Raw genomic sequence first — 14,501 nt, forward strand, 5'->3', positions numbered from 1 at the left:
GGGTCAGCCTCTTGCCGAGAAGCGGTAGCCGGTGCCGCGCACGGTCTGGATCAGATGCTGGTGGGGTTCGCCCAGCGCCTTGCGCAGGCGGCGGATGTGCACGTCGACGGTGCGCTCCTCGACGTAGACGTTGCCGCCCCACACCTGATCGAGCAACTGACCGCGGGTATAGGCGCGCTCCTGGTGGGTCATGAAGAACTGCAGCAGACGGTACTCGGTGGGGCCGATCTCCAGGGCCTGGCCGTGGGACGACACCCGATGGCTGGCCGGATCGAGCATCAGCCCCTCGACCTCGACGGCGTCCTCGATGCCACGCGGCGTGGTCCGGCGCAGCACGGCCTTGAGCCGGGCCACCAGCTCGCGCGGCGAGAACGGCTTGGTGATGTAGTCGTCGGCACCGGCCTCGAGACCGAGGATCTTGTTGTCCTCCTCGCTCTTGGCGGTGAGCAGGATGATCGGCAACTCGGCGGTGGTCTCCTCGCGCTTGAGGCGACGCGCCAGTTCGATGCCGCTGGTGCCGGGCATCATCCAGTCGAGCAGCAGCAGGTCGGGCTGGTCGTCGACGATCAGGGCGTGGGCGTCCTGGGCGTTGTCGGCCTCCAGTACCCGGTAGTCGGCCATCTCCAGCGCCACGGCGATCATCTCGCGAATGGAGGGCTCGTCGTCGACGATGAGCACGGTCTTGGATGTCATTCCCCTGGCCTCGTGCGGTGGCGGATCTCGTCCTCCATTGGCGAGCATCCGGCAGTGACAGGACGATGACGATTACAACGCGCTAATGTGACAAGCTTGTGACAAACGTGCCGCGGGCGCAATGCTGGCCACGACGCCGGCCTCACACCACCGGCCACAGCGCCAGGCCGATCCCCGCGAACAGCACCAGCCCCGCCCAGTGATTGTTGAGAAACGCCCGGAAACAGCGCTCCCGCGAGCGGTCGCGGATCAGCCACTGCTGGTAGACGAAGATCGCCGCCATCGCCGCCAGGCCGACCCAGAAGTAGCCGTTCAGCGCCTGGCGCGCGCCGACCACCGCCAGCAGCGTCAGCGTGACGAGCTGCAGCAGGCCGATCATCAGCTTGTCGTAGGCGCCGAACAGCACCGCGGTGGACTTGATGCCGATCGTCAGGTCGTCGTCGCGGTCGACCATGGCGTATTCGGTGTCGTAGGCCACCGTCCAGGCCACGTTGGCGAAGAACAGCAGCCAGGCGTCGACCGGCACCTGCTGCTGGACGGCGCCGAAGGCCATGGGGATCGCCCACGAGAAGGCCGCGCCGAGCACCGCCTGCGGCCAGTGGGTGTAGCGCTTCATGAACGGGTAGACGAAGGCCAGCGCCACGCCACCCACCGAGAGCATCACCGTGAAGGCGTTGGTGAAGCAGACCAGCACGAAGGCCGCGGCCACCAGCGCGACGAACAGTGCCCGGGCCTCGCCTTCGCCGATGCGACCGGTGGCCAGCGGGCGGTCGCGGGTGCGCTTGACGTGCCCGTCGAAGTGACGGTCGGCGTAATCGTTGATCACGCAGCCGGCGGCGCGCATCAGGTAGACCCCGGCGACGAAGATCAGCAGCGTCGCGCGCTCGGGGAGGCCCTCGGCGGCGATCCACAGCGCCCACAGCGTGGGCCACATCAACAGCCAGGTGCCGATCGGCCGATCGAGCCGGGTCAAATGCAGGAAGGCGGGCAGGCGCGCGGGATGAAAACGCGCCGCCCCCGTGGGACGCGGGCTGTCTGACATGGTGATCTCCGGTGGCAAACGTCGCCCAGTCTAGCGTCTGGGTAGCGCCAGTTCATCCGCCATGCGCGCCAGGAAGAACTCCTGGACCAGTACCTCGAAGCGGCCGTGACGAAACCGCGAGCGGCGCCCCCAGGGGCCGGTGGCGGGATGGAAGGGCGGTGCGCTGCGGGTGATCTCGATCGGCCCGCGCTCGAGACCCGGCTGGCGGAACAGCCAGCTGCCCAGCGAGCGCTCGCCGAGCTGGCCGAGACGCTGGCCGCCCAGGCGCTCCAGCGGGGCCACCGAGCGGGCCACGACCCAGGGCGTGTCGCCGTTGCACAGCGCGACTTCGCGGCACCATACGTAGCGCGTTGCGGGGATGCCCAGTGCGACGGCCTCGTCGCGGCGCGGGCAGGTGAGCCGCTGGGCGAGCAGGCGTACCGCGAAGCCCTGTGGCGCCGCGGCGATCAGCCGCCGGGTCAGCGAGTCGCGCGAGGCCAGCCAGCGCCACCAGGCGGCGCTCATCGCCGGTCGCCAGGCCGCGGCGGGGCGCCAGTGGGGGACGTTCGCCGGGAGGGATGTCGCCTCGGGCACGGCGGCCTCCGGGTCGGAAATGGGACGCGATAGTGTACCATGGCGGCATTCATTGCCCGTCACCCTCGAATCATCATGCCAGGGAACCGCATGAGCTCACCTCTGATCCTGCTCGGCAGCGGCATGGCCGGTCTCGGCCTGGCGCGTGCCCTGCGTCGCCACCAGCCGCAACGGCCGATCACCCTGATCACCGCCGACAGCGGTGACGACTATTCCAAGCCGTTGCTGTCCACCGGCTTCGCCAAGGGGCTGGCCCCCGACGCCCTGGCCAGCCGCTCGGCGCTGGCGCTCGCCGACGAACTGAACCTGGTGGTGCGTACCCACACCCGGGTCGATGCCGTCGACCCGGGGGCGTGCGAGCTGCAGCTCGGCACCGAGAGGCTGGCCTTCGACGAGCTGGTGCTCGCCACCGGCGCCGCGCCGCAACCGCCCTTCACCATCGACGCGGCGCTCGCCGGACGGGTCTTCACCATCAACGATCTCGACGACTACCGCGCCTTTCACGCCGCGCTGGAGGCCGTCGGCCGGCCGGCCCGGGTGGCGATCGTCGGTGCCGGGCTGGTGGGCTGTGAATATGCCAACGACCTGGCCGCCGCCGGCCACGCGGTGGCGATGATCGCCCCCGAGCGCGCGCCACTGGCGCGCCTGCTCCCCGAGCCGCTGGGCCACGCGCTGGCCGGCGAGCTCGCCGGCGCCGGTATCGCGCTGCATCTGGGGCGCCACGTGACGGCCCCGAAACTCGACGGTGGCGACGTGTGCCTGCCCCTGGACGACGGCCATGCGCTGGATGCCGACCTGGTGCTGGTGGCCACCGGCCTCGCACCGCGCACGACGCTCGCCGAGCGGGCGGGCATCACCAGCAGTGCGGCGGGCATTCACACCGACCGCTACCTGCGCACCTCGGCGCCGGGGATCTACGCGCTGGGCGACGTGGCCTGCGTGGACGGCGTCAATGCCATGTATGTCCAGCCGCTGCAGGCGAGTGCCAAGGCGCTGGCGGCGACGCTCTCCGGCACGCCCACCGCGGTGAATTACGGGCCCTGGCCGGTGATCGTCAAGACCCCCTGTTGCCCGGTGGTCGCCCTGCCCCCGCGGGAAGTTCCTCACCGCTGGCGGATCGAGGGCGAGGACGTCGATCTCAGTGCCCTGGCGGAAGACGAGAACGGACGTTTGTTGGGCTTTGCGTTGACAGGACGCTGCGTGCGGCGGAAAGTCGAACTGGCGCGGGCCGCGCCGCCGTTGCTAATCTAGTTGCGTCATACCCCGCAGACCTGCGGGTTCGCGTCGACCTAAGTCACGAACAACAAGACCCACGGTAGTCGAGGCTGCCGTCTTCACTGCCACATTTCAGGAGGGCTATATGCGCAAGCCAGAACTCGCGGCGGCGATTGCCGAGCGTGCCGATCTTTCCAAGGACAAGGCCAGTCAGGTGCTCAACGTGATTCTCGACGAGATCACCGGCAGCGTGGCCAAGGGGCAGGACGTGTCACTGATCGGCTTCGGCTCCTTCACCGTGCGCGAGCGGGCGGCCCGTACCGGCAAGAACCCGCAGACCGGCGAGTCGCTGACCATCCCGGCCAGCAAGACCGTTGCCTTCAAGGCCGGCAAGGCTCTCAAGGACGCCGTCTCCAAGTAAGACCGCCGCGGGAGAGAGCCCGGTACCGTCAGCGTGTCCGGGCCCTCCCGCCAGCCGTCGCCCAGGCGACGGCTCTCCCTTCCTCCTCTGACGTCATGGATGCGCCATGAAGCTTCGACTGATGCTGTGGCTGCTCGGCTGGATGCTCAAGCGTGCGCGGCGGCGCCGGACGGCGTTTCGCGACGCCCTGCGCGAACGCGGTCGGCTGGACTGGGGCATCGCCACCGAGGATCTGTCCATCGCCCGACACTACCGGATGAACGCCGAGCGGGTCGCCAGCGCCCCGGGCCTGCCGGTGGATCTCGACCTGGAACTGCGCTTTCGCGACGCCGAGGCCGCCCTGGCGGTCCTGAAGAAGCCCTCCCAGCGGGCCTTCCGCGAGGGCCTGATCGACGGGCGCTTGCGGCTGGTCGGCGATTCCCGGGATCTCAATCGCCTCCAGGCACTGCTCAAGCACCTCTGACCAATCGCCTGGCGGCCGCGCGCCCGAGCCGCTGGAACCGGCTCGGGCCGACGGCCGAGACCGCACGGCTCAGGTGGGACTGGGTACCCTTGCGTCCCCGCCCAGCGTGTCCGCCCCGGGTAAAGCGCTCGCTGTTGCCGCCGATAAGCCACAAGACGTTATACTAAAGTCTAAGATCATCAGCGCCGCGCCAGGTGTCTGCCACCGCCCCGGCAGGCAAGCGTGCCCCACGGTCACGACCCGGAGATACCGAGATTCCCGATTCGCTCGCCCAATCCCTGCGTCGCCTGTGGACGCTCGACAAGTTCGCCTACAGCCTGCGCGTGTTCCTCGCCCTCGGCGGCGCCATCGCCCTCGGCTGGCATCTGGACCGGATCGCGCTGACGATACCCTTGTTCCTCGGCATCATCGCCAGCGCCCTGGCCGAGACCGACGACAACTGGGAGGGGCGGGTCCGGGCGCTGCTGGTCACGCTGGTGTGTTTCGCCGTCGCCTCGCTCTCGGTGGAGCTGCTGTTTCCCTGGCCATGGTTGTTCGCGCCCGGCCTGGCGTTGTCCGCCTTCGTCTTCATCATGCTGGGCGCCGTGGGACCGCGTTACGCGACCATCGCCTCGGCGACGTTGATCCTGTCGGTCTACTCGATGATCAGCATCGAGCAGCACGGCGGGACCAGCGAGAATGTCTGGCGTCAGCCGCTGCTGCTGGTCGGCGGGGCGGCTTGGTACGGGCTGATCTCGGTGATCTGGTGCGCGCTGTTCTCGCGCCAGCCGCTCAAGCAGAGCATGGCTCAGCTCTATCGCGAGCTGGGCGAGTACCTGATCATCAAGGCGACCCTGTTCGAGCCATTGCGCGGGCTCGACGTCGAGGAGCGCCGGGTGGCGCTGGCGCGCCAGAACGGCCGCGTCGTCACCGCCCTCAACCAGGCCAAGGAGATGATCTTCCGGCGCCTGGAAGGCCAGCGCGGCAGCCGCAAGCTCAATCGCTACCTGCGGCTCTATTTCATCGCCCAGGACATCCACGAACGGGTCAGCGCCTCGCACTACCCCTATTCGGCGCTGGCCGAGGCCTTCTTCCACCACGACGTGCTGTTCCGCTGCCAGCGCCTGCTCGACCAGCAGGGCCGCGCCTGCAAGCGGCTGGCCCGGGCCCTGCTGCTGCGCCAGCCCTTCGATCACGACCAGAGCGAACAGGCCCTGGAGGATCTGCACGCCTCGATCGTCTACCTGCGCGCGCAGCGCAACCCGGACTGGACGCCGTTGCTGCGCTCGCTGCAGGCCCTGGCGCGCAATCTGACGACGCTGGAGAATCAGCTTTCCAGCGCCCAGAACCCGGACGCGGCGGTCGACGAGCAGGACGCCAGTCTGTTCGATCGCTCGCCGCGCAGCATCACGGACGCCTGGGAGCGCGTGCGCCTGCAGCTGACGCCGGGATCGCCGACCTTTCGCCACGCCCTGCGCCTGCCCATCGCGTTGCTGGCGGGCTACGCCGTGCTGCACCTGGTGCACCCGACCCAGGGCTACTGGATCCTGCTGACCACGTTGTTCGTGTGCCGGCCCAACTTCGGTGCCACACGGCGCTTCCTGCGCCAGCGGATCCAGGGCACGGTGCTGGGGCTGGTGGTCGGCTGGGCGCTGATCAGCCTGTTTCCCGACCCGCTGGTGCAGTCGTTGATCGCGGTCATCGCCGGCGTGGTGTTCTTCGCCAACCGCGAACGCCACTACATCGTCGCCACCGCGGCCATCACCACGCTGGTGCTGGCGAGCTTCAACCAGGTCGGTGATGGCTTCGACCTGATCCTGCCTCGCCTGTTCGATACCCTGGTCGGCGCCCTGATCGCCGGGCTGGCGGTGTTCTTCATCCTGCCGGACTGGCAGGGGCGCCGGCTGCACAAGGTCGCGTCGAGGGCGCTCGCCGACAGCACCGCCTACCTGCGCGAGATCATCCACCAGTACGAGAGCGGCAAGCAGGACGATCTCGCCTACCGGCTGGCGCGACGCAACGCCCACAATGCCGACGCCGCGCTCTCCACGGTGCTGGGCAACATGCTTCAGGAACCCGGGCACTATCGCAAGAAGGACGCCGACGAGGGCTTTCGCTTCCTGGTCGTCTCGCACACCCTGCTGGGGTATCTCTCCGCGCTGGGGGCCCATCGCGGCACCCTGGTGGCCAGTGCGGACGACGCTGAGCTCTACGCCGCCGCGCGGCGACTCGCCGACGACCTCGATGCCATCGCCGCCCGGCTGCAGGCCCGCGAGCCCATCGCCGACCCGCGTGACGAGCAGGACGCCCTGGTCGCCATCTTCGAGCGCGAGCCCGCCGCCGCCCGGGACGACGCCGACGACGAACGTCGCGTGGTCCAGACCCAGTTGCTGCATCTCAGCCGGCAACTGGTGCCGCTGAGCGAGGCCGCCGCGCGGCTGGTGGCCCGGCCGGTCGAGGCCGACGATGAGACGCCGGCCGCCGAGCCGGCCTGACGGGGCTTCTCGGACCGTCCTTTTCAGACAGGCCTAGCGGAAGTCGGTGATCACCGTGGCCCCCACACCCTGGAACGAATCCATCGCCATCAGCGCTGCCGGCGCCTCGGCCAGGCCAATACGCTGGCCGACCAGCCGTGCCGGATCGAGCCGGCCGTGGCGCACCATGTCGAGCATGGCGCCGTAGCGGTGCGCCTGCATGCCGTGGCTGCCCAGAATCTCCAACTCCTCGGCGATCACTCGATGCATCGGCAGCGGTGGCGACTGCTGGTCCCCCGCCATCAGCCCTACCTGCACGTGCTTGCCGCGGGTGCGCAGACTCAGGATCGAGTTCTGGCAGGTGAGCCGGCTGCCCAGCGCATCCAGCGAGACATGGGCGCCACCTTGACTCAGCTCGCGGACCGCCGCGACGACATCCGCACACTGCGTGGCATTCAGCGTCGCCGTGGCGCCGAGTTCCCGCGCCAGGCGCAGCTTGGCGTCGTCGATATCCACCGCCACCACCTGGGCGCCCAGGGCGCTGGCGATCATGATCGCCGACAGCCCGACCCCGCCGCAGCCGTAGACGCTGACCCACTGCCCGCCGCTGACCCGGCCCTGATCGACCACCGCGCGGAAGGCGGTGGCGAAACGGCAGCCGAGGCCCGCGGCGGTGGCGAAGTCCATGCTCTCGGGCAGCGCGACCAGGTTGAGATCGGCATGCTGCAGGCTGGTGTACTCGGCGTAGGAGCCCCACTGGGTGAAACCGGGCTGCACCTGGTGGTGACATACCTGCTGGTGGCCGCTGCGGCACTCGTTGCAGGCGCCGCAGCCGCTGACGAAGGGAACGGTGACCCGCGCCCCCGGCTGCCAGCGGGTGACCTCCTTGCCCACCGCGACGATGGTGCCGGCCAGCTCGTGCCCGGGGACGTGGGGCAGCACGATGTCGCTGTCGTGCCCCATCCAGGCGTGCCAGTCGCTGCGGCACAGCCCCGATGCCTCCACCTGCACCACCACGCCGTGGGGGTCAGGAGAGGGATCGGGAACGGTCTGGATACTGGGAGGTGTCTGGAAGCTTTCGAAGACCACGGCTTTCATGGCGATGACTCGTACGCTGGAGGGTTTAGTGGGCGACGACTTCCTGCTGATCATCGTGGCCAAGAACCTGGACGACTACAGCCAGTTCGTGGAGCGCGAGCTGCGACGGCTGCCAGGGGTGACCAATATCCGCTCCAGCCTGTCGCTGCGCGAGGTGAAGTCGACCAACCGGCTGCCGCTGGATTGAGACAGACGCCCGTGCTGCTTCCCGTCGATCAAAACCCGATCAAGAAAATTTGCTATGGATGGTGTATTTAAGTCTTTGTTTTATATGAATTTTAAAAGGGGTTGAAAGGGCCGGTATCGCCCAGAATGAAAACTCGATCAAGAAATCACGCCCAGCCCGGGACGTACCCGGCGCGTGGGTGATCGGGGTCGGCAACCTTGATCAGTCCTGCTGCCTGCGTCTTCCTGATCACGGCCGAGGCCTGCGATGCGTTTCTGGGATCGATGCCGAAACGTTGGCAAAGCGTGGCGTTTTTCATCCGCTCCCCGCCACTCAAGAACTTCAGCACGGCGTGCTGATAACAGGCTCGAACGCGTTCGTCAGGCGTCATGTCAGCGAATTTCCGCGGCCCATAGAGCACTACCTGCGTGGCGTCGCCCTCTTCTCGAAACAGCGGGGGCGGTAACTGGTACAGCTCGACCTCGGCAACGACCTTGTCCAGGCCGCTGCCCTGTTCTTCACAGAATCTCATCCGTCGCATGAGAGAAGCCAGCGTTTCATTGCGAGAGCGCGGCGGCAGATCGATCATGCGTTCTGCCTGGATCAATGGCCGCCCCGGGTTGGTGATTTCCATCCGGTCACGGAATATCTCGATCTGCGGGCCTGCTCCAGTAATCGTCATGTCCTGGTGAATCAGCGCATTCGCCACCAGCTCACGAACGGCCAGTTCAGGAAACAGTGGTCGAGATTCGCGGCGTGCTCGGCCGATGTGTTCGTTATGCGGTACGACATCGTTGATATAGTCGACCAGCCCCTCGAAGCCACAGGCGTAACCCTTCTTGCCATCCAGGCGGTGGGTGACTGTCGCGGCGCGGTTGTGGCCATCGTAGACGACCAGGCGCACCGCCTTGCGCGATAGCGACGCCTCGAAGTCCTCGAGGCGCACGGCAAAAAGCATCGCACCCAGGTGGGTGATGTTCCATCGCTCGCCGACATCGCGTTCGATGAGCCGATCCGCGGACAGGCGTTCGAAGATCCCCGCCCGGTTGTCCGGCAGGGGCTGACGCGTGTAGCGAAAATATTGGGCATAGTCGATCAGTGCCAGTACGTCGTCGCCCGTCTGGTAAGACAGTGCCACGCCGTATTCCCAGACATAAGGACGGAGAGACTCGATGAGCTGCTTATAGCGCTCGGGATAGTCGGCTAGCTTGGGTGTCGTGCTACCGACGCGGATATAGGCAATATTCTTGAAAGCGATCGGCGCTGTCGTAGCGGCGGGGATCTCGAGCATGACCACTCGACCTTCCGGATGATCGATCACGCGAAAGGTGAAAGCAATACTGGGCTGCAGCTGATTGGCGAGCCAGAGCTGCAACTCCTGCCCCTTGACGCGCTGGCCGTCGGGCTGGAAACGGGTGCCCACCACGGCATGCGTGGCATCGTCGATACCCCAGAGCATATAGCCGCAATCTTGCCCCTCGACGCGCGCCGCGTTGGCGAGGGCGGAACAGCGCTTGCCGATTACGTCCGGATCGATGTTGTCCTGCTTGAACTCCAGCCAAGGCAATTCTTCGGGGTGGCTGCGTAATTCATCGACCAGATCGATATCCCGAGCACGATTCACGGGCTGCATACCTTGCCTCCGTTGTTCGTGTCATTGGCGGTGGGTCTCAAGGACATACCGATGACGACATCGGCGGGCAATGTGTCCGCAAATGATTGGTCACTCAGTGGCGGGCTGACACTGTGCTCAATGATGTCGCATTGCTCGGTCGCGCTCATGCGTGCTCCTGTGGATCGGTCAGCGGGAGGCTTGTAGGCGGGTGATGGCGTATCGAGGCAAATGCCTCACACCTGCCCATAGCGCCCTGCCTCGTCGCCCAGCCAGCGCCGGATCAAGGGCTCGCTGGCATCCGGGGCTTCCTCGAGCAGCGCCCGGGCCAGCGGGCTGACCCGTTCGAGCAGGTCGCGGTCTCGCTCCAGGTCGGCGATCTTCATCTGCGCCAGGCCGGTCTGGCGGGTGCCCAGCACCTCGCCGGGGCCGCGCAGTTCGAGATCCTTCTCGGCGATGCGGAAGCCGTCGGTGCTCTCGCGCATCACCGCCAGGCGCTCCCGGGAGTGGGCCGACAGCGGCGGATGATAGAGCAGCACGCAGAAGCTCTCGGTGCTCCCACGTCCGACCCGCCCGCGCAGCTGGTGAAGCTGCGACAGCCCCAGGCGCTCAGGGTTCTCGATGATCATCAGGCTGGCATTTGGCACGTCGACGCCCACCTCGATCACCGTGGTGGCGACCAGCAGGTCGAGTTCGCCGCTCTTGAAGGCCGCCATCACCGCTGCCTTCTCGGCGGCTTTCATGCGCCCGTGGACCAGCCCCACGGCGAGTTCCGGCAGGGCCTCGGTCAGGGCGTCGCGGGTCGCCTCGGCGGCCTGGCACTGCAGGGCCTCGGACTCCTCGATCAGGGTGCAGACCCAATAGGCCTGGCGCCCCTCGGCGCAGGCGTTGCGGATCCTCGCCACCACCTCGGGACGGCGCTCGTCGGGGACCGCCACGGTCTGCACCGGGGTGCGTCCCGGCGGCAGCTCGTCGATCACCGACAGGTCGAGATCGGCGTAGGCGCTCATCGCCAGGGTGCGCGGGATCGGCGTGGCGGTCATGATCAACTGGTGCGGGGTCAGCCCGCCGGCCTCGCCCTTCTGGCGCAGCGCCAGACGCTGGTGGACGCCGAAGCGATGCTGCTCGTCGACGATCGCCAGGCCCAGGCGCTGGAAGTGGACGTCCTCCTGGAACAGCGCATGGGTGCCCACCACCACCTGGGCGCGGCCGTCGGCGATCGCCGCCTTGGTATCGAGGCGCGCCTTGCCCTTGAGCTTGCCGGCGAGCCAGGCGACCTCGATGCCCAGCGGCGCGAACCACTCGCGGAAGTTGCGGAAATGCTGCTCGGCGAGGATCTCGGTGGGCGCCATCACCGCCGCCTGGCAGCCACCGGCGATGGCGGCCAGCGCGGCCATCGCCGCGACCACCGTCTTGCCCGAGCCGACGTCGCCCTGGACCAGGCGCAGCATCGGGCACTCGGTCTCCAGGTCGCGGGCGATCTCGTCGAGCACGCGCTGCTGGGCGCCGGTCAGCGAGAACGGCAACTGGGCGACGAAACGCGCCTGCAGGCCGCGGCCCGAGGGCAGCGCGGGAGCGCCGTCGGCCTGGATGCGCAGGCGCACCTGGCGCAGGCTCAGCTGGTGGGCGAGCAGCTCCTCGAGGGCCAGGCGCCGCTGGGTGGGATGACGGCCCTCGGCGAGGCGCTCGAGATCGGCGTCCGGCGGCGGTTCGTGCAGGTAGCGCAGGCACTCGTGGAGCCCGGGCAGGCGGAAGCGCTCGCGCAGCGGCTCGGGGATGCCGTCGGGCAGCGCCTCGGGGGCCTCGGCGAGCCGCTTGAGCGCCTGGCCGATCAGCCCGCGCAGGCGCGGTTGGGTGAGCCCCTCGGTGGTGGGGTAGATCGGCGTCAGGTGATCCTCGACCGGCGCCTCGCCGGTGCCGATCAACCGGTACTCGGGGTGGTAGATCTCGAGCCCGGTGGCGCCGGCCCGCGCCTCGCCGAAACAGCGCACGTGGGCGCCGCGCTGGAACTGTTGCTGCTGGGCCGGCGAAAAGTGGAAGAAACGCAGGCTGATGATCCCCGAGTCGTCCTTGAGCCGCACCAGCAGGCTGCGCCGGCGCCCCTTGACCACGTCGGCGGCCGACACCTCGCCCTCGACGACGCCCTCCATGCCGGCGCGCAGGGTGCCGATCGGGGTGATCCGGGTGCGGTCCTGATAGCGCAGCGGCAGGTGAAACAGCAGGTCGGCGATCGTCTGGACGCGCAGCCGGGCCAGCTTGGCGGCGAGCGCCTCGCCGACGCCGGTCAGTTCGGTGACCGGTTGCGCCAGATCATTCATGCCGGAACGGGGTCGGCCTGCTGCTGGCGGCAGCGTTCGATGGCCTCGATCAGGGCGTCGATCGCCTTGGGCCGCGGGAAGCTGGCGCGCCAGGCGATCGCCACGGTGCGGCTGGGTGCCTCGGGGGCGAACGGCCGGCTCTCCAGCAGCCCCGATTCGTAGTGGTTGGTGCCGATCGCCGAACTGGGCAGTACCGTGATGCCCAGCCGGGAGGCGACCATGTGACGAATGGTCTCCAGCGAGCCGCCCTCGGCGGTGAGCGTGTTGGACGGGTTGTTGAGCTGGCTGCCGATCGCCGGGCAGGCCTCGAGGATCTGGTCGCGGAAGCAGTGGCCCTCGCCGAGCAGCAGCAGGCGCTCGCGGGCCAGGTCGTCCTTGTCGATGAATTTCTTCTGCGCCCAGGGGTGGCCGCTGGGCATCAGCACCTCGAAGGGCTCGTCGTAGAGCGCGCGGGTGACCACGTCGGCCTCGGTGAAGGGCAGGGCGACGATGATCGCATCGAGTTCGCCGCTGCGCAGCTTGCGTCGCAGTTCGGCGGTGAAGTTCTCCTCGATGTACAGCGGCATCTGCGGTGCGCTGCGCGACAGCTCGGGAATCAGGTAGGGAAACAGGTAAGGGCCGATGGTGTAGATCGCGCCGATGCGGATCGGGCTGCTCAACTGATCCTTGCCTTCGTTGGCCAGCTCGCGGATCAGGCTGGCCTGCTCGAGCACGCGCTGGGCCTGCTCGATCACCTTCTCGCCCAGCGGCGTGACCTGAACCGTCGACTTGGAACGCTCGAACAGCGCCACCCCGAGCTCCTCCTCGAGCTTCTTCACGGCCACGGACAGCGTCGGCTGCGAGACGAAGCAGCGCTCGGCGGCCCGGCCGAAATGGCGCTCCTGCGCCAAGGTTACGATATAGCGAAGTTCTGTTAGAGTCATGGTGTGGCCCGCAATGGGCTGTCCTGTTGCAACAATGGATGCTTTCGTTTTTACCAAGGAGCCAGGTAAAGGTGAAGAATACCAGTCTGATTCTCGGCTGTGGCGACATCGGAACGACGCTCGGCCGCTTGCTCGTCGATGCCGGCCATCGTGTGGTCGGCGTTCGGCGCCACCCGCAGGCGCTCGAGGGGACCGGCATCGAGCCGCTGGCTCTCGACCTCACCGACGAGGCCGCGCTGGCGTCGCTGCCCGACGCCGACATCGTGGTCTACGTGGCCAGCGCCGATCATTTCGACGAGAGCGCCTACCGGGCCGCCTATCCCGACGGGCTGAAGGCGGTACTCGGCGAACTCGAGCGGCGCGACAAGGCGCTGAAGCGGGTGTTCTTCGTCTCCTCGACCAGTGTCTATGCCCAGCAGGACGGCGAACAGGTCGACGAGACCTCGCCGACCGAGCCGCGCGGTTTCTCCGGACAACTGATGCTGACCGCCGAACGCGCGCTGACCGAGCACGCCCTGCCGGGCACCGTGGTGCGCTTCTCGGGAATCTACGGCCCCGGCCGCGACCGCTTGATCCAGCAGGTCCGCGAGGGTCGCATGGCCGCTGCCGTGCCGCCGATGTACACCAACCGCATCCATCGCGACGACTGTGCCGGGGTGCTCGCCCACCTGATCGGCCGGGCCCTGGACGACCAGCCGCTCGAGCCGCTGTATCTGGCCAGCGACTGCGAACCGGTGCCGCTGCACGACGTGACCACCTGGCTGGCCCAGCGCCTCGGCATCGAGAGCAGCGAGACCATGCAGTCGCCGCTCAAGCGCCGTTCCAGCAAGCGCTGCGACAATACCCGTCTGCGCGAGACCGGCTACCACTTCCGCTACCCGACCTTCCGCGAGGGCTATGCCCAGGTGCTGGCCAGCGCCGACCCGGCCAAGCCCGCCAAGGCCTGATCTCTTCTCGGTCCCTCAGCCAGACGCTGTCTCCGAGACGGCCAGCGTCCGATAGCGGTGCTGGCCGTCTCGCTGGCCTGATGCCACCAGCGCCACCCGTCGATAGTGCCAGTCGAGGGTGACCTCCGGCCAGGCGACGGGTGGCGGCTTGGCGCGTCGGCGCAGGGTGACGTGGGGACGAAAGGGCCGGTCGGACGGCACCGACAGGCCGGCCGCCGCCTCGGCCAGCGCGGCGAGTCGACGGTGCAGCGCCGTCAGTGTCTCGGCGCCGTCGTCGCCGCCCAGCCAGACGATCCCGCCGCCGCGGAAGTGCCCGCCATGGTCGAGCCGCCAGGTGCCCGGCGCCATGCATAGCCGGTGCGTGGCCGCCGTCAGCGACTCGGCCTGCGCCGCGCCAGCTTCGCCGAGAAACGCCAACGTCAGGTGCAGCTTGTCCGGCGGCGTGGCGCGCCCGCCGCAATGGCGCCGTGCCTCGTGGGCCAGCGTCACCAGGCGGTCGCGCAACTCGCTGTCCGGCCACAGGGCGAAGAAGAGCCGATAGGGCTGTGTCACGATGTCGACTCCGGTGTCTGGCGCG

General features: G+C 68.2%; 15 protein-coding genes. 6 read left to right on the forward strand and 9 right to left on the reverse strand.

Annotated elements, in window-relative coordinates; translation table 11 throughout:
- Positions 1-3 precede the first annotated feature (3 nt).
- From phoB to KGR00_RS12395, 3 genes are all read right to left on the reverse strand, one after another.
- The gene (gene phoB / locus KGR00_RS12385; protein ID WP_129139713.1) at positions 4-693 is read right to left on the reverse strand and encodes a phosphate regulon transcriptional regulator PhoB; all 690 of its coding nucleotides are present in this window, start codon (positions 691-693) and stop codon (positions 4-6) included.
- Positions 694-835: 142 nt separating this feature from the next.
- Entirely contained in the window at positions 836-1,735 is a 900-nt protein-coding gene (ubiA, locus tag KGR00_RS12390; RefSeq protein ID WP_224418446.1) for a 4-hydroxybenzoate octaprenyltransferase, read from the reverse strand.
- A 30-nt stretch (positions 1,736-1,765) separates the two neighbouring features.
- Entirely contained in the window at positions 1,766-2,308 is a 543-nt protein-coding gene (locus KGR00_RS12395; RefSeq protein WP_224418445.1) for a chorismate lyase, read from the reverse strand.
- 90 nt (positions 2,309-2,398) lie between these two features.
- Here KGR00_RS12395 and KGR00_RS12400 point away from each other — a divergent pair, with 90 nt between their 5' ends.
- The 4 genes from KGR00_RS12400 (at position 2,399) to yccS (ending at position 6,881) form a co-directional block, all read left to right on the forward strand.
- On the forward strand, positions 2,399-3,559 hold the full coding sequence (locus KGR00_RS12400; protein WP_224418444.1) for an FAD-dependent oxidoreductase: 1,161 nt from the start codon (positions 2,399-2,401) through the stop codon (positions 3,557-3,559).
- A 7-nt stretch (positions 3,560-3,566) separates the two neighbouring features.
- Complete coding sequence (locus KGR00_RS12405; protein ID WP_267899211.1) at positions 3,567-3,944, forward strand: HU family DNA-binding protein; 378 nt, start codon at positions 3,567-3,569, stop codon at positions 3,942-3,944.
- A gap of 106 nt (positions 3,945-4,050) precedes the next feature.
- Positions 4,051-4,407 carry a hypothetical protein gene (locus tag KGR00_RS12410; protein ID WP_129139710.1) on the forward strand — a complete coding sequence of 119 codons (357 nt, stop codon included), beginning with the start codon at positions 4,051-4,053 and terminating at the stop codon, positions 4,405-4,407.
- A gap of 254 nt (positions 4,408-4,661) precedes the next feature.
- Positions 4,662-6,881, forward strand: coding sequence for a YccS family putative transporter (gene yccS / locus KGR00_RS12415; RefSeq protein WP_224419839.1), 2,220 nt, complete (start codon positions 4,662-4,664; stop codon positions 6,879-6,881).
- 33 nt (positions 6,882-6,914) lie between these two features.
- Here the strand turns inward: yccS and KGR00_RS12420 are convergent, their stop codons facing one another.
- A complete protein-coding gene (locus tag KGR00_RS12420; RefSeq protein WP_224418443.1) occupies positions 6,915-7,958 on the reverse strand; it encodes a zinc-dependent alcohol dehydrogenase family protein in 1,044 nt (347 codons plus the stop codon).
- On the opposite strand from KGR00_RS12420, the gene KGR00_RS12425 reads away from it, so the two are divergent.
- Positions 7,957-8,145: an Lrp/AsnC ligand binding domain-containing protein gene (locus KGR00_RS12425; RefSeq protein WP_224418442.1), complete on the forward strand. Its 189-nt coding sequence runs from the start codon at positions 7,957-7,959 to the stop codon at positions 8,143-8,145. The genes KGR00_RS12420 and KGR00_RS12425 overlap by 2 nt on opposite strands.
- Positions 8,146-8,290: 145 nt before the next feature.
- Here the strand turns inward: KGR00_RS12425 and KGR00_RS12430 are convergent, their stop codons facing one another.
- The 4 genes from KGR00_RS12430 to KGR00_RS12445 form a co-directional block, all read right to left on the reverse strand.
- Entirely contained in the window at positions 8,291-9,757 is a 1,467-nt protein-coding gene (locus tag KGR00_RS12430) for an ATP-binding protein (RefSeq protein ID WP_224418441.1), read from the reverse strand.
- On the reverse strand, positions 9,745-9,906 hold the full coding sequence (locus tag KGR00_RS12435; RefSeq protein ID WP_162500838.1) for a hypothetical protein: 162 nt from the start codon (positions 9,904-9,906) through the stop codon (positions 9,745-9,747). Before KGR00_RS12435 ends, KGR00_RS12430 begins: the two co-directional genes overlap by 13 nt.
- A 66-nt stretch (positions 9,907-9,972) precedes the next feature.
- On the reverse strand, positions 9,973-12,054 hold the full coding sequence (gene recG, locus KGR00_RS12440; RefSeq protein WP_224418440.1) for an ATP-dependent DNA helicase RecG: 2,082 nt from the start codon (positions 12,052-12,054) through the stop codon (positions 9,973-9,975).
- Positions 12,051-12,977, reverse strand: a complete 927-nt coding sequence (locus tag KGR00_RS12445; protein WP_129139706.1) for a hydrogen peroxide-inducible genes activator — start codon at positions 12,975-12,977, stop codon at positions 12,051-12,053. Before KGR00_RS12445 ends, recG begins: the two co-directional genes overlap by 4 nt.
- 71 nt (positions 12,978-13,048) lie before the next feature.
- Here KGR00_RS12445 and KGR00_RS12450 point away from each other — a divergent pair, with 71 nt between their 5' ends.
- The gene (locus tag KGR00_RS12450) at positions 13,049-13,924 is read left to right on the forward strand and encodes an SDR family oxidoreductase (protein ID WP_224418439.1); all 876 of its coding nucleotides are present in this window, start codon (positions 13,049-13,051) and stop codon (positions 13,922-13,924) included.
- A gap of 15 nt (positions 13,925-13,939) precedes the next feature.
- Here the strand turns inward: KGR00_RS12450 and thpR are convergent, their stop codons facing one another.
- Positions 13,940-14,476: an RNA 2',3'-cyclic phosphodiesterase gene (gene thpR / locus KGR00_RS12455; RefSeq protein WP_224418438.1), complete on the reverse strand. Its 537-nt coding sequence runs from the start codon at positions 14,474-14,476 to the stop codon at positions 13,940-13,942.
- Between the last annotated feature and the right edge of the window lie 25 nt (positions 14,477-14,501).

This window comes from Modicisalibacter sp. MOD 31.J (assembly GCF_020147985.1).
Taxonomy (GTDB): domain Bacteria; phylum Pseudomonadota; class Gammaproteobacteria; order Pseudomonadales; family Halomonadaceae; genus Modicisalibacter; species Modicisalibacter coralii.